Source organism: Paenibacillus xylanilyticus, assembly GCF_009664365.1.
Classification (GTDB): domain Bacteria; phylum Bacillota; class Bacilli; order Paenibacillales; family Paenibacillaceae; genus Paenibacillus; species Paenibacillus xylanilyticus_A.
Window position 1 is genome coordinate 1427442 of the sequence record NZ_CP044310.1, and the last position, 22311, is coordinate 1449752.

The window sequence follows — 22311 nt, forward strand, 5'->3', positions numbered from 1 at the left end:
GTGCATTCAGGATGGCGGGTTTTGTTACCCAGGAGCGAATAAATAAGGCGCACTCTTAAAATTAAGTTCTTCAACGGCTGCAATTAGTGAAGGGAACGAAATCGATTCTGTAGAAGCGGAGCGTTCGCCTTTGTCTCGAAATTTAAACAACTAAAACTAATTCAAATAAATCTGGAGACAACAGCGATCGAAAGAACGATTCGTAACCGTAACGACTAAATTGCAGGACGTAAGCACTTGATTTTTGAAATGAGCCACAAATAAAAGGAGAGAGATTATGCGTTTGAAAAAAAGAGGCACATTTGCATTGATGTTGGCTGCACTCATGTTGGTGATATCCGCCTGCGGCGGCAAAACAGATACAAGCAGTCCGGTAAGTGGAGCTCAAGCGGATGCGGCAGCTGCTGAGCCGACTCAACTGACGTGGTGGCATTCCATGTCCGGAGCAGGGGAGAAAGCCATTAACCAGCTCGCTTCCGATTTCAATGCAAGCCATCCGGATATTCAGGTTAAAGCAATCTATCAAGGGAAATACGATGAGAGTCTAAACAAGCTGAAAGCATCCATGGGATCAGACAGCGGTCCGGATATCATCCAGGTATACGAGATTGGCAGCAAGTTTATGATCGATTCAGGCATGATCACACCAGTACAGAATTTTATCGACAAAGACAAGTTCGACCTGTCCCAACTGGAGCCGAATATCATCCGTTATTACACGATTGATGGCAAACTGAACGCCATGCCTTTTAACACTTCGAACCCGATTCTATACTACAACAAAGATATGTTTAAGGCAGCAGGTCTTGACCCAGAGAATCCGCCGAAGACGTATGAAGAGTTTGAACAAGCGGCGAAAGCACTGGCGAAAGACGGCAAGCCGAGTGCATCCATGGCCATCTACGGCTGGTTCATGGAGCAGTTCTTCGCAAACCAGAATGCAGATTATGTAAACAATGGTAACGGAAGAGATGGCGCTGCAACGGAATCTCTCTTAAATTCCGAAGCGGGTGTGAAGACGCTGACTTGGTGGAAAAAGATGATTGATGAGAAGACACTCTCCAATCTGGGGCGCAGCACAGATGATACCACGGCGGCATTTACCGCAGAGCAAATCGGTATGACACTGGATTCCACCGCTGGATTGCGCAAAATTGTAGAAGGTGCTGGTGGCAAATTTGAACTGGGAACAGGCTTCCTGCCTCGTCCGGCAGATGCCAAAGAAGGCGGTGTGGTTGTAGGCGGTGCAAGCCTGTACATCATGAACAACAAGTCGGAAGCACAGCAGCAGGCTGCTTGGGAATTCATCAAGTACTTGGCGACACCTGAAGTACAAGCCAACTGGAGTGTTGCGACAGGATACTTCCCAATTACGACAGCAGCCTACGATCAGCAAGTATTAAAGGATAATATGGCGAAGTACCCGCAATTCCAGACAGCAGTCGACCAATTGCACGCTTCCGCTGATTCGACAGCAACATCCGGGGCGGTAATGGGCGTATTCCCGGAAGCTCGACAACTTGTCGAAGGAGCGATTGAGACCGTACTGAACGGAGAGGGTACACCGCAAGAAGCACTCGATGCAGCTGCGAAACAAATTACAGACAAGATTGCGCAGTATAACAGCACGGTGAAGAAGTAAGATCGTATGGGAAAGAAGAATGGATGCGGCGACAATGCTGTATCCATTCTTTATTGTTGAGTAAAATAAAATGGATTATTGTGTTAAATTTTGTTTAAAAGTATACAAACGACAAATATAGACAAAAAATTCTATTTACGAAAGTATAGTAAATCATCCATAATCAAAATGGTGATTAGCACAAAATAGGAGGATAGGAGAGATGGGAATTGTTATAAATCTACTTATTGTATTTATCTAACTGAAACGGAGAGGAATATTTTGAAGCTTCTTATAAAAAAAACGCTATCTATCATTCTTAGTGCAATTCTTATATTGGAGTTAATTGGAAACATTTTACCTATGATTACATATGCCGAAGAGCAAAGTCTGTCGCCCGAAATTATTCAAATTCTCATCGACGAATTTGATACCACAGAATTCTTTATTCAGGACTATTTAAATAAAGGATATAAACTTAATGAAGTAGTAGCAGCATTTTACAAATCAAGAGAAAACGGAATATCATTCGAAGAGGCTTTGCGGGCTATTCATCCCGAAGAAGTTAACGAGTCAGCTAGCGTGACCAGTGATGTCTATACAGATTTGCTTGTTGAAAATGAGGTGCCGATGGTAAGCGTTGAAGCAAATCAATCGGGAATTATGCAACGTTACGAAACGTTTGCGGTCACTGAAGAAGTTTATACCAAACCTGCGGAAGATCCCAGTACATCTGTGGAAGACGAAAAAGAACTAGATGTGACTGAGCCAGATTCTTCGGAACCCGTGGACCCTGCGACAGAAACTTCAGAGGAAGAGGATGAATCCTCAACAGAGCCATTACAGGAACCGTCTCCTTCAACAGATGAAGAAAGGATTGCAGAAACTAATGAATATCAGCCCAAAGAAGAAAATGTGAAAGAACCACAAACGACGGATAACACAGAGAGTTCGGTATTGATGAAGAAAGAAGCACCAGTTATTCAGTCTCTTGCCGTCTCTACAAGCGTACCCGATCCTGGAAAACATGTATCTGAAAAGGCACCTGTCTTTGATAGGAAGTCGTTTAACGAAGCGCCATATACGGTAGGCCAAAACGGTGAAACGATATCGACACTTAGCGGAGGTCTCATTCTGGAGCATACCGATGCTACTTTGCCTGGACGAGGGGGTATGTCGTTTTCTCTCGAAAGGCAATACAACTCAGGTTCAGCACAATTTTATGATATGGACGTAGGCTATAATACGTACGACTATCCCATATACCAATACTTCGTTACGTATAATGCTGTTAAGAAAAAGATAATTCCACTTTATCATGTCAAGTACACAGAGAATATGTGGATTCAATGGGACAACAATGGGGATGGCATAGTCGATTCCGAAACGGCAATCATTGAAACAAATACACTTAAGAAGGGAACCTACACAACAGAAGCTGAAGCAAATGAAGTAGCCAGCCATAGAATCGTGTACTTTACTGAGCCTCAAACGCTTTTCGTACAAAAGACGCAATACAACAACCAAGATAACTTCCCTACCAGTTTGGCCTATAACGAGGGTGGATTTATTGGTACTTTGAGCAAATATGGAAGCTCAAAAGTTGTTTCTGGCCAATATACACCGGCCCAAACAATCACAGCGCCACAACAGACATGTACCAATGAAATTGCAGGAAAGTATGATTCTAAAGGTAATTGGGTACAAACTGGAACGGAAAGTCCATGTCCACAAACGAAAACCGCAACGGTGCAGGGAAAAACTATTACGTTAACTCGTACTTCCGTCACAAATACTAAGGCTTGTCCTTCACCCAATAAAGCGGGGGCAAATTATCCATGCACCAAGTCTTGGACAGCCTATTACAATGGATCCGTGATTATACCCGCTTCTGATACACGTAGTTATTCACAAGCTTATGCTGGTACTGTAGAAAAGCCTGGATCCTACTCATCTCGGAGATATGACCCCTGGGTGAATTTGGGGAACGGTGCTAAGCAGCGTAGAGTATACAATGTGAACGAAAAACCTTGGGTTGAAATTGAAATTACCGAGGGAAATGTGGAGGCGGCGACGTTAGCTACTGATGGAACTGGCTGGTTAGAAGCAAATGACATGAAAACATTTGTTAACTCTAATCCAGGATTATATTACGCCTATGACGAGGGGTATAACTACTATTTCGCCTCCAATCCAGCTGCAGAAATACGGGCATATCAAGTGGGCAACGGTACAGATGTAACCTATTACAATAAAACAGTGCCTGCTGCTATCGACAAACGCGCACCACTCGGAAAAGGTTGGTCCTGGAAGCTACCGTATATTGAAAAAGAGAAAGGAAAATCATTCGCCGTTCTTGCGGATGGAAGCCGGTACGAAATTACAGGTAATACCCTTAAAGGGATCGATTGGGAAGGGACAACAGTAACACAGAATTCTTCGGTAACGGTAAACGGTGAGACATCTCAGCAAGTGATTACCTCTGCGGATGGACTGTCCAAACAGTACTATACAGCAGACGGACGTTTGTTGCAGATTTCGGATTCTCATCAAAATGATATTCAGTTCTTCTATGAACAGAATGCTACGTATCAAAGTAAGTTACTCACGCAAGTAAGGGATTCCATTGGTAATACTATCCGGATCGATTATACATCTTCGGCTGTAACAATCAAGCAAAGTGAGCGCACCGTTATATATCAAAAGAAGACTCAAAACGGAGTTGAGCTTCTTGATTCAGTAATTGATCCACTTGGCCGTAAAACGACTTATTCCTATAAACTGTCAGATGCCAAGTTTAACTTGCTTGCTTTCAGTCCCGAACGAGCGATTTCCAATCCATATGCGTTGCTTACATCTGTCCAGCATCAGACGGGGGCCAAGACCTTTTATGAATATGAAAACTCTCCAGTAAAACGCTACATTGGAGCAGATTCATTAAATGAAGCTTATCGCGTGCTGACTCGTAGAGATCAGTTGACGTATGAAAATGGCAATACCGAGGACTATAACCGTCAAACTGTAAGTTACACCTCTGACCTGGGCGCTAGTTTCGGACAAAAGGCGACCTTGGGAACGACGATTCGTAACGGATTGACTGAGACGCAATATACGTATCGTAAAGAGGTTCATAGCACGGAGACACCAGCTGCATATTATCTGGATCGTACGACCGTGAGTGGGGAAGGAAAAACTCAAACGACAAACTATACTTACGGAAAAACGGTTATAGGACGCAATTATGCTGCAGCTGAACCAACAACAGTGACGGTAACGGATAATCAAACTAAAGACATCTTGACCACAACAACCCAGTATGATGATTATGGCAATATCACATCGCAGACAGATGCTACTGGGAAAACAATGATAGCTACCTACGATATGTCAAGACACTGGTTGACCAGCGTAACGGAATCCGTGGATCAAAGCAATAAACAAGTTAGTATCCTGACGTATAATCCACAAGGGGATATCACGCAAATCATAAGCCGCAAAAATAGCAATAGCGGTGATATTATCAATCAAGCCAATTATACGTATGATAAGTATGGCAATCTGCTCACGCAGCGATTAGAGAAAGAAGGCCAGGAGAAGGCCGTCACGATTCAATACGATTCGCTTTATCAGCAAGCTTTCCCAACCGAAACAAGTACCTTTGTAACAGATGTGGACGGTAACAAAAGTACGATAAAGGTATCTTCTTTATATGAAGCGGCAACCGGTAATTTGATCAGCTCAACCGATGAATCTGGGAGATCAACCGAATATAGATATGATGCCCTTGGACGAACCGTTAAAGTGACTAAAACAGACGGTAGTGTTCTTCGCGCTTCCTATGATGATGTCGTGAACCGGATTACAGTCACGGATGAAAATGGTCAGAGACGAGTCACGAAATGGAATGCTCTTGGCCAGCAAATCGAAACCGGATATTACCAAGGCGATAACTATGTAATCCTTTCACGGATTGGATACGATCCATACGGACGTCCAACTTGGAGTGAGGATGCTTCGGGGAACCGAACACGCTTAGAGTATGATGTGTGGAACCGAATTATGTCCACAATAGAGGCTGATGGTTCAACTACAACGGTAAAACACAATGATGCCAACCGGGCTGCAACCATAACGGACGCAGAAGGGTATATGCAAGTACAAACTTTTGATCCGTGGGGACATGTAGTTCAGATACAAGAAAAAGCACAGCAAGAAAGTGAACTTAGTGTCTTGCAAAAATTGACCTATGATCCGATTAGTGGGAAGTTGCTGAAAGAAACGGACGGTAAAGGCCAAGTAACCGCATATGACTATGACATTCAGGGGCAGTTAACGCTTGTAACAAGCGCAAACGGTGAGCAAACGCGTTATAGCTATGATGTATCAGGCAATCTCGTTACAACAACAGATGCGGCCGGTAATGTTGAACAAAACCGTTTTGATGAAATGGGGCGCCGTATTCAGACAACCGATAAACAGGGGAATACGACGAAGAGTTATTATAACCCTGATGGTACGTTGGACCGCTTTGTGGACCGAAATGGTAATACATTTACGTATGCATATGATGTGCTTGGTAACTTGTTGGCAAAGAGCAGCTCTAAAGAAAGCATTCGCTTTACTGTAGATAGAGCGGGTAAGCGGACAAGTATGATTGATCAAACAGGAACGACAACTTATGCATACTATGAAGCCACCGAACAGTTAAAGCAAATAACCTATCCGGATGGTTTGCAAACGACGTTTGAATATGATGTCAACGGTAATCGTACTTCTATGACTGGTCCCTTCGGTATCATTGTATACTACGGATATGATACAATGAACCGCCTTACTTCTATAGGAACATCAAAAAACAATCCAGATAAACATTACAGTTATTACTTGAACGGTTTAACAAGAGAAGTGACTGCAAAAAACGGAGTTCAAGATCTGAAAATGTATCAGGGCTTAGATCTGGTGAGAATAAACCAGGTGAGAAATCAGATGTCGTTGGACAGTTTTACCTATGACTACGATAGTAATAAAAATATCGTAACTCGGGTTCAAGGTGATACGATGGACGAGTTCTCGTATGATAAACTTGATCGGATTCTCACATCTACCGTCAATCAAGAAAAGTATACTTATGATCAACAAGGGAACAGATTGACGTTGTCAAGCGGCTTGAACTTAAATATAGTGGATAGCGATTATACCTATGACATGAGGGATCGTTTGACTACTGTTGAAAAAAATGGTGTTCAAGTAAATTATAAGTACAATGGTGATAATTTACTGGTAGAGCGCGTGGAAAACAGTAATGTTACTCGTTATTATTATGATGACAACGCACAGATTATTGCGGAAGCTGAAGTTCGTAATGATGTTGCGATACTGAAAGCGAACTACATTCGTGGTACTAGGCTAGAGGCTATTCAGTATGCAGATGGTAGCAAAGCCTATGTGCAGTTCAACGGACATGGTGATATTACTGAACTGCGAGATGAGCAGGGGATATTGCTGAATCGGTATGAGTACGATGTCTGGGGCAATATTCTGTTCAAGGAAGAAACAGTTCACAATCCATTCCGCTATTCTGGCGAACTTTGGGATGATACTACGGAATTACAATATTTGAGAGCACGTTGGTATGATCCAGCATTAGGCCGATTCATAAATGAGGATCCTTACGAAGGAGGGTTAAATGATCCTTTAAGTCTGAATGGATATACCTATGTCGGAAATAATCCGTTAACACGTTGGGACCCAACGGGATATGATTATTCTATTCCGAGTGGCGACAAATTAAGAGAACTTTCGAAAAATAAAGGATATATTGGTCAATTACAATACTTATTTAAGAAGGCTATGATAAATCAATTTTCTGGCTATGATGGACTTTTAAATGGTACACAAAAGTCTAATCTTGAATCCCTTAAGAAAGCCTTTAATATGGGTGGGGCTAGTCTTAATAAAGTAATTGAGCTTCAAGGGCTTGCACTTCGAAATGATGCTTGTAGTTATCTTATTGATGGTTGTAATGGAGGATCAGCTAAAATTGTCAATCGAAGTACAAGTACTCTCACTATTAGTTATTTGGATAGTGGTGGTAAGACAAGTTTAATAGATGTGTTTAAAGATTCGGAAGGAAATATCACTAATGTAAAATTGATTTTAACAGCTAGTATTAACCCTAATAATTGGACGAATGTCGGTGATGTTGATAAATGGCTCAACAGAAATGGTTACTACCCAGTATATTCTGGTGATGCTTGGACTGGTGATATGTATAAGTTCCGAGTAGTTAATATGGATGGGGTAAAAGTTGGAGAAGTGCACGTACAACAACCGCAATATACACGGAATCCAAAAACGAGAATAGGTACGTTTTTCAAGCACTTTCATTATAATAATGATAATCATCATTATTACGGGGGGTAACAATACTGTTAACAATAGAATATTCAATTGCTGTTGATAAGAACATATCAGAGAAAGTTTTTGAGGTTCTTCAATGTTTTCATAATCATGAGTTAGAAATTGCCTTCATTTTTTATAATAATACCTATGAACTAAGCAGAAAATTAGGTAGGGATAGGGACCTGGTTTTACAAACCGACAAGCTCTATTTTAACGAGTTGTGTACCAGAACAGGTAATGTTGACTGTTTTTTAGTTAAGGATTTAAAAGAGATTGACACGATTTTAAAGGAAGAAATGGGATCGGTAAATTGCGTAATTTTTGATAATATATGCGCTAGCGACACCATTAAATATTCTTTTAGAATCTTTGAAGATTGTGATGATTACTTGTTAAGTATTATAACTTGCGAAACGGTTGACTTCGATAGAATAAAAAGAGACTTAGCGAAAATAGATGGAATCACTACTCTAGATATTGATATCTGAAAGACGGCAGATGTGGTTTATGGTGAAGTGTGCCGAAAACAGTAACGTTATTAATTATTCCGATGATAACGCACAAATTGTTACGTAAGTTGAACTGTAATGGTGTTGCTACACTTGAAGCGAACCAAATTCGTTGATCTCTACTCGAGATTTTTCCAATATGAAGATGAAAGTAAAGTCTTTGTGCAGTCCAACGGACAAGGTGATATCACTGAACTGCGAGATGAGCAGAGAATATTGCAGAAATGGTATGAGTATAATGTCTGAGGCGAAATTTTTGTCCGAGGACAATCCATCCCGGTATGCAGGTGAACTATGAGACGATACTACGGATCTGCAATATTTTGAGTATGTTGGTATGATCCTCACCCGGTAAATTTTACAATGAGGAAAGATATGAGGGTGAACAGACCACCCTCTAAGTTTAAGTTATACATGGGCATAATTAATAGCCCGCGTATAACTTAAACTTCGAATTTATAATTGGAAATTTTTTTTAATTATCTTAGTTCAATTTAATTGAAAGATATATAAAATATAGGTGTGGGAATTTTCAACGTAATTCGAGATCGCCGGAAAAGTTTATAGTAAGGGAATGACATAATATAGAAACAAAGTTTCAAAATCAAAATGTTATGAATACCTGTCTGCTTTTAATATCTCTGCTGTTCTATGGTTCATCTTTGCTACAACTGCAAATTTTAAAGATATGGATTTAGTCTCAACGGTTTATTATTTTATCATGGCGCGCCATCATTTTTGTTGAATTTATTGACTAGTGCCCCTCTAGAATAAGGATAATTTCCTAGTTAGTATAGGGATATATCAGTTTAATCGTAATCCTTTTGTGTGCGGCTCAATATCTCCAATATTCTTAACAAAAAGTAAGTAGAGTAGTTGAGTGAGGAGGTTACAACGGATACTACTCAAATTACAGCCTATTAGAACTATGAGTGAATAATCGACTATCAAAAAAATAGTCACAGTATCTGAAAAGTATTGCTAAGGATGAAATAAGTTGAAATCCTTAAGAATTGCAATCGGAAAGTATAAATATTCTTTTTTATACATTTACACATTAAATATCATTTTTTTGAACCAAATGTTTAATTGTGGAAAATATGAAGTGGCATAATAGCTTAATTTGAACTTTATTGGCAATGAATTATCTTATTAGATAGATATAGGCTCTCTCTAGATAACATATTCTACACTCAAAGGAATGAGGCAAATGATGAAAATCATAAAACTGCTAGGTTTATTCGCATTATTATCATATATAGTTCAAGCGAGTACTGTTAGTGCTTTAAATGCTAGTAATAAAATAGAAATTTATGCATACAACCCATTCATAGTTGAAAATAGAGGTGGGGCCACGAACTTGCATAAATTTACTGCTATGGAAGAAGGAATGTACACTCTTTTAGTTAACCCTAACTACCCTTTGGATGAAGAAAGTTATTCAACCGTCACAATATATCCCGATAGTAGTAGAAAGAATCCTATCGCACAACAGATGGCATACAATAATGAAATTGTTTTCTATATGGTCAAAGGAGAGACTGTATATATTGAAATATCGCCTGTCATATCTTCAATTGCATTACTTGGGAAAAATCCGAACTATCAATTACATAATGGCTGGAATATCTTTGAAGGAAATGCGAAGTCAAAAATTATTGAATACACTCCCTCAGAAACGAACGAGTATTTTTTAACATATGGACCATATGGAGGCCTAGGTACATTCTCAGGAAACATTGAATTATCCATTTCGTTGAATGAAAACTTTCAAGATATAATACAATCTGGTTCCGAAATAAATCTCACTCTAACAAAAAATACAAAGTATTATATCAAAATTAAAGACTTGAATAACAGTTATAAATATCTAAGTGGCAGATTAGATTTAAGTACTGACCCTAAGACGGAAGTACTATTTGAAGAAATACCAACGGATATCTCCATAAGTAATGGGAAATATAGAGAGTTCAGTTTTATTCCAAGTGAATATGGCATGTATACTTTTTTAACAGATTATTATGGGGGAATAATAGGAAATAGTCAGATGGATACGGAAATATTACTTTATGATCGCAATCATAAGTTATTAGCAGCAAACTCTGACAAAGTGGATCAGGCAAATGTTTTTTCAGAAATAAGTACTTCGCTTTCCCCTAAGGAAAAATATTTCCTTAGGGTAGAGGGGTATGGAAAAAGAGCAATGGATGTAAGAGTACTTGTTACTTATAGCGAAGATGAAATTAATCCTACTCCTCCCAAGCTTATTCTATCAAAGGATGGATGGAGTAAAGAACCTGTTGTTATAAATCTGACGCATGGAAATGACACTGGGAGCGGAGTGAGTGTAAGTTATATATCAATTGATGGTGAGAACTCATTCCCATATAGTAGACCAATAACTATCTATAAAGAAGGAGTTACTAAGGTTAATGCTTCTTCGATGGATTACTGGGGAAACACAAGCGTTTCAGCTACCACAGAAATCATGATTGATTTAACACCTCCTACCGCTCCGAAAATTTTAGTTGAATCATTAGTTAAGAATAAAACAAGGTTATCCCTTACATCGGGTGATGACCAATTGAGTGGAATCTTACGAAATGAGTACAAAATGGGAATGAATGGTGATTGGAAAGAGTATAAAGGTACGATTGAAATAAAGAGAGGGTCGGTAGAGGCAATTTACGCTCGTTCAATAGACAAAGCCGGCAATATTAGTAGCACTAATAATCTTAAACTTCGATTTCAATATAATTATGAATATGATGAGAATGGGAAGTTGACAGCAATTATAGATGATGATAGCAAAAAGAGTATTTATAAATATATTTATGACAAAAATGGGAATTTAATAAGAGTAATTGAAAATTTTTAGATGTTTTAAATTTTTCTTGACAAAAAGTTAATCTCTCTTTTATAGGAGAGGCTAACTTTTTTTAATATTTTATATAATGCTGAGATGGAAATGGTAGTAGGTTCTTTATTTTTTAGTAAAAGGATCTAAATTAACATCCTTTTGATGAGTTTTGACTTTGTTTTTAATACTCTAATTATAAAATGAAATTTGTATGGAAAATCAAAATGCTTTTTTGTTGGAATATTGAAAAAAGTGGATGGACTAATATTAGGAACAGACTAGATATCCTTTCGTTTTGAATTGATAATTATGTAGTGTCTAAGTTTTGCGCAGCGTATTCAGTTTAAAAATATAACATAATAAGTTAGATATTATTTGTTTTCATGTGGGAATCAGTAGTTTTTAAAATATATTTCGTAAATGAGATCTCCTTATGAAATATTTCATGTCAAAATACGTAATTATTATTTACACCCAGTAAAAGTTCAGTTATCTTATATTTGAACCAATGTACAAGCTCTTTGAACAAATGATTGCAAATTCAATACATGGGGGTAGGAAAAAGGATGCATATTAAGCAAATAAGGAGTTTGCTCAGATTATTCTTGGCTATGGTTCTGCTGATCACAGGGGCTATTCCGGCTGGATTATTCAGCAGTAAGGCAACTGCTGCGGACGAGCCGTTAACGGTTGCTCAGGCACTAGAACTTGATTTCGGAGTGTCAAACATTTCAATCGAAGGATATGTCGTAGGAACTTACAGTAATGGTCCAAATGTGAGGCTGAACCCTGATTTCACATTGGATACCAATTTTGCTATAGCCGATAGCCCCGAAGAAACAAATATCAGCAAAATGATGCCTGTACAGGTACCCACCTCTGCTCCCCGAAGTATCTTCGGCCTGAAAAGTAATCCTTCCCTGCATAAATCCAAAGTTCGTATTAGCAATGGTAACATAGCTGAGTATTTCAGCTCGATAGGTATACACTACAATAACTCAACTACCTTCCAACTTATTGATGAGACGCCTGAAATCAAGGTGGCAAACGTCACCGCTAATCCCTCCTCAGGTACGGTTCCGGCTGGAGCAAAGGTTACTCTTGCAACAACTACAGTTGGTGCCGCAGTCTACTACAAGCAAAATGGCGACACCGATTATCTCCCATACACCGTACCCATTACAGTAAATGATGCAACTTATATTGAAACTTACGCAGCAAAAGACGGTCTGGAAAATAGTGATGTTACCAATTTCGATTATACGATCGTGAATAATACTCCGATCTCCATCTCCAGTGCCAGGAACCAATTGGAGAACACTCCGGTTACCGTTCAAGGGATTGTAACCTACAGCGAGTTATCTGGAAGTGTATCGAACCTATACATTCAGGACGACGATGCCGGGATCGTAGTTCGGGGCAATGCTTCTGGTGTGGAAGTCGGTGACCGAATTGAAGCCCGCGGTCCAATTACGATATATAACGGCCTTGTACAAGTAGAAGCAAGTAAATCCGGATTTCAGGTTGGATATATTCAAACTGTCGAAAAATCACAGAGCATACCTTCACCTGTAACAATCAACGCATCCCATTTTACTCCGGGTTCTGGAGGACAGTATGAAGGAATGCTTGTCGAAGTAAACAATATTAAGGTGACAAAAAGCAACACACCAACTTACACTGCGACAGATGAACAAGGTGGGGAAATGCTCATCTATGCCAAAAATAGCCCTTCGGCTCTTTTAGTAGGCAAAACATATCATAAAGTGACAGGGGTCCTGACTTACCATTCTACGTATGGTCTGGAATTGATTCCTCGAACGGCGTCGGATATTCTGGAAGACCTCCTCTCCGTAACAGCCAGCACACCTTCGGGGGGGATTGTGAAGGGAACTGAAGTCACGTTGTCTTCGCCGTATGCAGGTGCACAAATTTTTTATACACTGGATGGTTCTGAACCAACTGTTGATTCGAACGCATACACGCAACCGATCAAGATAATTGAAGATCAGACTATAAAAGCTGTTGCTGTTGCGGATAGCAGAGTAAGCGCCACCTTTTCTTTTGAGTATACTGCGGTGGATCGATTGAATGGTGTACGTATTCACGAAATTCAAGGTGCAACTCATCATTCTATCTATGATGGTCTGAAAGTTCAGAATGTAGAAGGTGTGGTTACCTCTGTAGTTAACGCAGATTCATTCTATATGCAATCCTTACCTGGTCAGGAAGATGGAAATCCAGCAACTTCTGAGGGGATCCTAATCTATAAGAAAGATCATGGAATGAAAGTCCGGCATCAACTAAAAGTTTCGGGTCAAGTCAAAGAGTATGCGGCAAGTGCGTCTGATTTGCCAACCACTGAAATTGTGGCTTCTGAGATTACATTGGAACAACCCGATGCTGAATTACCGCAACCTGTAATTATTGGGAAAGGCGGCCGTGTTATTCCTAATATCATTGATTCGGATGGATTGGGTCAATTCAATCCGGATGTGGATGCCATAGATTTTTATGAAAGTCTGGAAGGCATGCTTATTCAGTTAAATGATGCTACTATTCTTGGACCTTATTCCTACAATCCTGGACTAGCAGTGACGGTTGATAACGAACCTAATAATCCAATGCAGACTCCGGCAGGAGGGTTGATCTTGCGTGGAGACGGAGCGGGAGAATTTGAGAGTTCATTGAATCCTCAACGCTTGTTCATTAATAAAAAGCCTTCTCAAGCTGTGACTACGGGTGATAAATTTACAGGGCCGATTAATGGTGTGCTTTCTTATTCAGGTGGTAATTATAAAGTCACCTTGGAAGGCGACTTGCCTCCAATTACGTCCAGTGGTTTGAAGCAGGCAATAACCTCACTTGAGCCGCAACAAGAAAAGTTGACTATTGCTACGTTCAACGTAGAGAACTTCAGTAAAAAGGATGCAACACGTGGAAGTAAAATTGGTAAGATTATCGTTAACAATCTAAAAAGTCCTGATATTATAGGAATAATGGAAGTTCAGGATAACGATGGCGCAACAGATAGCGGAAACACAGAGGCGAGTGAAAGTTTCAAAACAGTTCTTGAAGCAATTAAAAGTAATAATGGCCCAAGTTATCAATATACCGATATTGCACCGCTAAATAATATGGACGGCGGCTCAACTGGCGGAAATATCCGTGTAGGTTTTCTGTTCAATCCCGAACGGGTATCATTAAAAACAGGTGCCAAGGGTGATGCAACTGGGGCTCTGGCTATTGATTCAAATGGGAATCTTTCGCTTAATCCAGGACGAATTCAGCCGAATGATATTGCATTCGATGCATCCAGAAAACCACTTGCAGCAGAGTTTGAATTTAATGGTGAGCGTGTAATTGTTATAGCTAACCACTTTAATTCTAAGGGTGGGGATTTAGCGCCATTTGGAAATATTCAGCCTGTAACCCGCAGCAGTGAAGTACAGCGAGCGCTGCAAGCGACGATAGTTAATGATTTTGTAACCGAACTGATAAACAAAGATCCTAACGTTAATGTAGCTGTACTTGGAGATTTCAACGACTTCCAGTTCTCAAAAACACTGAATATTATTGAAGGCAATGAACTGGACAATCTGGTGAATAAGCTGCCAGAAAATAAACGTTACTCCTACATCTATGACGGTAATTCACAAACACTGGACCACATTTTGGTGAGCAAAAATCTGTCTGAAACAGCAGCCATTGAAGTGGTGCATGTGAATGCGGATTTTGAAACAGCTGATGGACGCGTCAGTGACCATGATCCACTGCTTGCACAGCTGAGCATTGGAAGTAACGCAGAGGAAGGTGACTTCAACCTTCGTGTATTGCATACCAATGACACGCACGCGCACTTGGATAACATTCCTCGCCGCGTAACGGCGATCAAAGAAACACGTAACGATAACACCTTGGTGCTGGATGCCGGGGACGTGTTCTCTGGAACCTTGTATTTCAATCTCTTCAACGGTCAAGCGGATCTGGAATTCATGAACATGATCGGATATGACGCAATGACCTTTGGTAACCACGAGTTTGATAAAGGGACTGGCGTGCTGAAGCAATTCATTGAGAAAGCGGAATTCCCATTCGTAAGTGCCAATATCGACTTTACGAAGGATGCCAACTTGGGCAGCTTATACAAAGATACCATTGGTCAACCGGCTGAAAAGGCTGAGATCTATCCGGCTATCATTACGGAAGTAGACGGCGAGAAGGTGGGAATCTTCGGCTTAACGACGACAGATACCGTATCTCTGTCCTCACCGGGAGATGATCTGAAGTTCGAGAATTACATTGCAAGTGCACAGGCAACCGTTGCCATGCTGGAGCAAGAAGGCATTAACAAAATTATTGCACTGACTCACCTGGGATACTCGGAAGACCTGAAGCTGGCTGAAGCTGTGGAGGGCATCGATATTGTAGTCGGAGGTCACTCGCACACGATTCTAAGCGAGCCGGTAGTGGTCGAGACTCATGCTGAACCGATTTTGGTTGTCCAAACGGGAGAATATGATGTTTCCCTGGGTCAATTGGATGTCACGTTCGATGCAGAAGGTGTGTTGAAAACGTGGAACGGCAAATTGCTGAGTCTGGATGCGAAAGATTCTGCGGGTAATTATGTATATCAAGATGACCCGGCAGCAAAAGCAAAGCTGGCAGAATATGCACCACAGCTGGAAGAGTTCAAGAAAGAAGTCATCGGCAAAACGAACGTATTCCTCGATGGAGAACGTGGTAACGTACGCAAGCAGGAAACCAACCTGGGTAACCTGATGACAGACGGCATGCTGGAAAAAGTGAAAGCCATCGTCAAGGAAAACGACGTGAAAGGATATGTGGCCATCCAAAACGGCGGCGGTATCCGGGCATCGTTCCAGAAAGGTGACATTACGTTGGGTGATCTGCTCACCGTTATGCCATTCGGTAACAACCTGTCTGCACTGAAAATGACAGGTAAGGAAATTACAGCTGCTCTGGAAAATGGTGTGAGCGGTGTGGAAACAGGAGAGGGACGCTTCCCGCAAGTATCGGGCATGCGCTTCTACTACGATTCCACCAAACCAGGTGAGAAAATTGATTCTGCAACCAATACCGTGACGCAAGAAGGTCAACGCGTAGTGAAAGTGCAAATCAAAAATGCGGATGGTACGTACACAGATATTGATCCAAACGGATACTACATTGTGGCGACCAACTCCTTTATGGCTGGCGGCGGAGACTTCTACCGCGCCATGAGAGCAGCGAAGGATGACAACCGCTTCTATGAACTGAATCTGGTGGACTATGAGATTTTCCATGAGCATTTGGATCGGGTGGGTGTAGTTAATCAGACAACAGAAGGACGCAGTACGGATCTGAAAGGATCTCCGCTTCCGGGTGAAGGAAACGGAAGTAATCCTGGTAATGGTGGAGGCAACAATGGTAGCAATCCGGGCAGTGGCAATAGTGGTGGGGGCACAACAACACCGACTACACCAACGACACCGGAAACGCCAACCAATCCGACAGAACCAACGACACCAACAACGCCATCTGTTCCGGGTAATGGAAATGGCGATGGAACGACAACACCGAATCCGGGTGTCATTCTTAAGGATATCGGTAATCACTGGGCAGCTGCTGCAATCCAGGAAGCCATTTCCCGGGGAATTGTTAACGGGTATGCAGACGGTAATTTCCGTCCTAATGCTCCGGCTACACGTGCTGAATTTGCAGTCATGCTAGCAAGAGCATTCAAACTTCCAGCCAGCAACAAGGCGTTAACGTTCAAGGATGCGAATAAAATCCCGGCGTGGGCACAATCCTTTATAGCTCAGGCGGTTGAACAAGGCATTATCAGCGGATACACTGATGAGACATTCCGTGCATCAGGCAAAGTATCACGCGTGGAAATGACAGTCATGCTGGTAAGAGCACTGGGACTTCCGATTGAATCCAATGCAACGTTAAGCTTCACAGATGCACATAAAGTTCCGGCATGGGCAGTTCCTTACATTGCTGTAGCTTATGAAGCCGGATTGGTTAAGGGCTCAGGCAATAACATGTTTAATCCGCTTGCGAATGCAACCCGTGCAGAAGTGGTGACGTTGTTGATCTCGGCAAGTGAACTATAATTAGAATCTGTATTAAAGAAGTTAAGCTTCCCAATCAGAAACAAATCAGGTTTGTTCAAATCCCTACAAACCACGAATGAGTTTAACTTCTAGCACTCGATTTGAACGGCTTGCAGATCACAATCTGTAAGCCGTTTTTTTACTATTTAATTACTGTTCATTTTCACCATGAGCGAGTATAGTAAACAGGATTATAATGGAAGGAGTGATGATGTGCAGGATCAACCGATTTTACTTGCATTGGTTGCCATAATCGCAGGAATTTTCAGCATGTTGGGCGGTATGAAGAATTGGGATTGGTTTATGAGTACCTTTCAGGCAGGGCTTTTCGTGAAAACGATTGGGCGACAGGCAGCAAGGGTAGTGTATAGCATTTTGGGTATCGTACTCATTACAATTGGTGTCTTATTGTTGCTTATTGGATAAGGTAGTAGTTCAGTTTAAAGTATACATACCTGCATAGCTCCATTAGAAATGCATCTCAAATGTAGATCCAGCCTTAAGGAAATCAGTTTGCTCTAATTCCAGAAAAAACAAGTATATACAAAAGACCACCGATAAATTTATCGGTGGTCTTTTTACCATAATCAGGTTTAAACATCTCAAAATGGTTTAATTATCTTTTAAATCTTCAACTGAGTCGATATCCATGTAAGTCGGAACAACCAGCCCTTGTTTAACGCCAGTCATGCTGACGGCTATATCTTCGATCTGGTCTCCATATGTCTCCCAGTAGTCTCCGTGTGTAAGTGGGAGCCAGACGGCTGGGGATGCATCGATATCACCTGCTGCCAAGCCTGCCCACATAGGTCCGGCTTCAACTTGCAGTGCTTTGACTGTATAGCCAAGTTTCGTCTCAAGCACATACTTCAGCAGATTCGTACTTGCAATTTCCGAGTCCCAAGCAACGTAACCAAGGCGCAAATTATCTCCGCTAACAGGGGTTAGCCCTTTGGTCCATTCATCAATTTGGTCCGGATGCTTTTCTGCATAATTCTTGGCAGCTTCTTCAGGTGAGATGCCCTTTTGAATATCGACCATGATTTCACTCATTTGATCTGCAGTCCAATTAAAACGAGAGAAGAATTCATAGGCAACGGGATGATCTTCTTTGATCCCTTTACGTCCTACAGTATGAACTTCCTCGGCATCACCGAAGATCAAGTCAGGATCATCCAGATACTTCAGATCATACTGATTGAACATCCAGTGCGGAGTCCAGCCTGTAACGATGATTGGCTCTTGATTTTTGTAGGCTTTGTCCAGTGAAGCAGTCATCGCTGCTCCAGAGCCTTCGATCAGGTTCCAGTTGGACAACTCATAATTTTCAATGGCATTTTTGGTAGCTTTCATGAGACCTGCACCTGGGTCGATCCCTACAATCTGGTGATTAACTTCCTCTCCAACGTTAGCCGTTGGAGTGGAGGAGGAAGCAGCACCTGTTTCGAGATCTTCAATCGAATTTACGTCCGTCATGTATGAAGGAACAACGAGACCAGTACGTACACCTGTCATGTTGGCTCCGAGATCCTCCACTTGGTCTTTGTAACGTTCCCAGTAGTCGGCATGCGTAAGTGGCAGCCAAGCTGCAGGAGAAGCATCTACATCACCTGAAGCGACACCGGTCCACATCGGTCCAGCTTCAACTTGGAGGGCGTTTACTTTATAACCCAGTTTGTTTTCCATCACATATTTCAGCAAGTTGGTGCTGGCGATTTCGGAATCCCAAGCAACATAGCTGAGTTTAAATGTGTCGCCGTTAACAGGAGTCAGCCCTTTGGTCCATTCGTTAATCTGATCTGCATGTTTCTCAGCGTAGTCTTCGGCAGCTTGCTCTGGAGACGTGCCATCCTGAATGGCAATCATCATTTCGCCCATATCTTCCGAAGACCACTCGAAGCGGGATAGGAATTCATAAGCTACAGGATGATCTTCTTTCAGACCTTTACGGGCGATGGTATGAATTTCTTCCGCATCACCGAAAGATTTCTCAGGGTCTTCCAGATATTTCAGATCATATTTGTTGAACATCCAGTGCGGAGTCCAACCTGTAATAATGATTGGTTCCTCATTTTTGATCGCTTTGTCCAGCGTAGCCGTCATGGCTGCACCAGAGCCTTCAATAAGAGTCCAGTCAGTCAGTTTATAGTCTTCGATCGCTTTGGCAGCGGACTTCATGATACCAGCCCCTGGATCGATACCAATAATCTGATAATTGACTTCTTCACCTACAGCATTGGCTGCTGTGTTGTTACCGCCGGCAGATGTAGTATTACCGCCCGTGAAGTATTGGGAGAAACCGGCAACCAGCACCACCAGTGTAGCTGCTGCGGCAATCCAAGCTTTCTGTTTAGAAGATACACGAGAGGTCTTTTTCCGACCAGGCATAAACAGATTTTGCGTGAAACGGTCGAGTACAATCGCGAGTACTACGACAGCCAGACCTGCTTCGAAACCTTTACCAATTTGAAGCTGTGTTACCGCACGATATACTTCCGCACCAATACCCTGTGCACCGATCATGGATGCAATGACAACCATGGACAGCGACAGCATAATTGTTTGGTTGATCCCCGACATGACGGTAGGCAAGGCGAGTGGAAGCTGTACTTTGAACAGTTTTTGCATGGAAGTCGAACCAAATGCATCAGCTGCTTCAACCAATTCGCCAGAAACCTGTTTGATCCCCAAATGAGTCAGACGAATGGTTGGCGGAATCGCGAAGATAACAGATGCGATAACACCCGGAACGACACCGAGACTAAAGAAGGTTACGGCTGGCAGCAAGTAAACAAATGCAGGCATTGTCTGCATGAAGTCAAGCAGCGGTGTAATAATGCGTGCTGCAGTTTTGCTGTAAGCCAGCCAGATTCCGACCGGAACACCGATCAGAATGGAGATCAGTCCTGATGTGATAACCAGACCGAGTGTGTCCATCGATTGGGACCAGTATCCCAAGTTATCCACGAGCAGGAACCCGATCACTGTAAATAGTGTCAATGGGAGGCGACCCACGAGGAACGCTAAAACACCCAGTATCGCAATGAACAGGAGCGGATGCGGGAGCATGAACAGCCCGGAGAAAAATCCGACAACCTCCTGAATAACAACAGAAATAACTCTAAACAATCCGGAGAGCGAGGAGCTCATCCAGTCAACGATGGATTCAATCCACGACGCTAGTGGTATTTTGGGAATCATTCACAAGTTCCTCCTTTACTGCAACTTCTCCGCTAAGCGCACCCAGCAGGGCACCGCGGACGATAACACCTTGCAGGCGGCCATTTTCACCTACAACCGCGAGAGGCACATGTGCTGAACTTACCATTTCGAACAATTCATGAATCAGGGTCTCAGGTGCCACAGTCGGGCCGTCCGTGATCAGAATGTCGTTCAGTACTTTGTTTTCACGCATCGCACGGGATGCATCATCTGCTGTAATGACACCAAGCAATTTCTTCGAACGGTCAATGACAAACAGGTTGGAAATACCACGTTCGCGCATTAATTCGAGGGCAACACGAGGACCACGGTCAAGCGTAATTGTTTCAGGGCGCCGCATAACATGTGATGCAGTGAGGACTTTGGACAAATCCACGTCTTCGACGAAGCGGGCCACATAAGAGTTGGCCGGTTGAATCATAATTTCTTCCGGAGTACCGATCTGCACGACAGCGCCGTCCTTCATGAGGGCAATACGATCACCGATGCGCAGCGCTTCGTCCAAGTCATGGGTAATGAAAATAATCGTCTTTTTCATTTTATCCTGAAGCTCAATCAGTTCATCCTGCATATCCCGGCGGATCAGTGGATCTAGTGCACTGAACGCTTCATCCATTAAAAGTACTTCCGGGTCATTGGCTAGCGCACGAGCCAAGCCGACACGCTGCTGCATACCACCACTCAGTTCATCTGGCATCTTATCTTCCCAGCCTTTGAGGCCAACCAGTTCAAGTGAGGTTTTCGCTTTTTCCCGGCGAACAGCTTTGTCCACCTTTTGGACTTCAAGTCCATACTCCACATTATCAAGAACGGTACGGTGCGGGAACAACGCAAATTTTTGGAATACCATGCTGATTGTTTTCCGGCGTACTTCGCGCAATTGTTCTTTGTTCATTTTACGTAGATCCTTGCCATGAACGAGAATCTCACCGGATGTTGGTTCAATCAGTCGATTGAACATTCGAACCAGTGTGGATTTACCACTTCCTGAAAGTCCCATGATGACAAAAATCTCACCTTGCTTAATTTCCATGTTGACCCGGTTGACACCAACCGTTATCTGTTTTTCTTTGGCCAACTTTTCTTTGCCCCAACCTTGCTCCAGTAATTGCAGACCTTGCTCGGTTTGGGGGCCAAACAGTTTACTTACATTTTTTACTTCAAGTATGGTCATGTTTTCACCCCTTCTGATGTGTTGTGCACTTCGAACGGCTTTCAGCATCCACAAGCCCATACACTTGTGCGCCCAGCCACGAAATCCGGTAATTGTTGCTTCGCTTCCCGTCTTTCTGGGTAACGTTTTGTATTGTATCAATACTTAACCAGTATATCAACTGAATAAACAGTACATAATGTTTGTACAGTAAAAACTGTACAAAGTTTTCCGTCCAAATGCTCTGTTTTACTCCTTATTCTGCCTAATGAGGCAGCTTTACATTTGATATTGCTTTTCCTACAATAGACAATGAGCTAATTTAAGCTGTTTTTTGGTTAAAGATAGTCGTAGGCAGATGCAACCTGGTAAGGTTCCATTTTCATACATTGGGTGAATGAAAGCCCTCTGGCGTATAGGAT

At 42.0% G+C, this 22311-nt stretch carries 7 protein-coding genes; 5 read left to right on the top strand and 2 right to left on the bottom strand.

Translation table 11 applies throughout. The annotated features are described in order from the left end of the window. Positions 1-277 precede the first annotated feature (277 nt). The 5 genes from F4V51_RS06355 (at position 278) to F4V51_RS06375 (ending at position 17940) form a co-directional block, all read left to right on the top strand. Positions 278-1642 (top strand): ABC transporter substrate-binding protein, encoded by a 1365-nt coding sequence (locus F4V51_RS06355; protein WP_153977326.1) that lies wholly within the window; start codon positions 278-280, stop codon positions 1640-1642. Positions 1643-1903: 261 nt separating this feature from the next. Continuing rightward, the gene (locus tag F4V51_RS06360; RefSeq protein ID WP_153977327.1) at positions 1904-8044 is read left to right on the top strand and encodes an RHS repeat-associated core domain-containing protein; all 6141 of its coding nucleotides are present in this window, start codon (positions 1904-1906) and stop codon (positions 8042-8044) included. Positions 8045-9742: 1698 nt separating this feature from the next. Beyond that, positions 9743-11410, top strand: coding sequence for an OmpL47-type beta-barrel domain-containing protein (locus tag F4V51_RS06365; RefSeq protein WP_153977328.1), 1668 nt, complete (start codon positions 9743-9745; stop codon positions 11408-11410). Positions 11411-11958: 548 nt separating this feature from the next. Further along, positions 11959-17514, top strand: a complete 5556-nt coding sequence (locus F4V51_RS06370) for an S-layer homology domain-containing protein (RefSeq protein WP_162009906.1) — start codon at positions 11959-11961, stop codon at positions 17512-17514. A gap of 213 nt (positions 17515-17727) precedes the next feature. Next, on the top strand, positions 17728-17940 hold the full coding sequence (locus tag F4V51_RS06375; protein ID WP_153977330.1) for an immunity 17 family protein: 213 nt from the start codon (positions 17728-17730) through the stop codon (positions 17938-17940). Positions 17941-18126: 186 nt separating this feature from the next. Here F4V51_RS06375 and F4V51_RS06380 read toward each other — a convergent pair whose 3' ends face one another. Beyond that, positions 18127-20715 carry a glycine betaine ABC transporter substrate-binding protein gene (locus F4V51_RS06380; RefSeq protein ID WP_153977331.1) on the bottom strand — a complete coding sequence of 863 codons (2589 nt, stop codon included), beginning with the start codon at positions 20713-20715 and terminating at the stop codon, positions 18127-18129. Further along, complete coding sequence (locus tag F4V51_RS06385) at positions 20681-21910, bottom strand: quaternary amine ABC transporter ATP-binding protein (RefSeq protein ID WP_153977332.1); 1230 nt, start codon at positions 21908-21910, stop codon at positions 20681-20683. The genes F4V51_RS06380 and F4V51_RS06385 overlap by 35 nt, the downstream gene beginning before the upstream one ends. Positions 21911-22311: the final 401 nt, after the last annotated feature.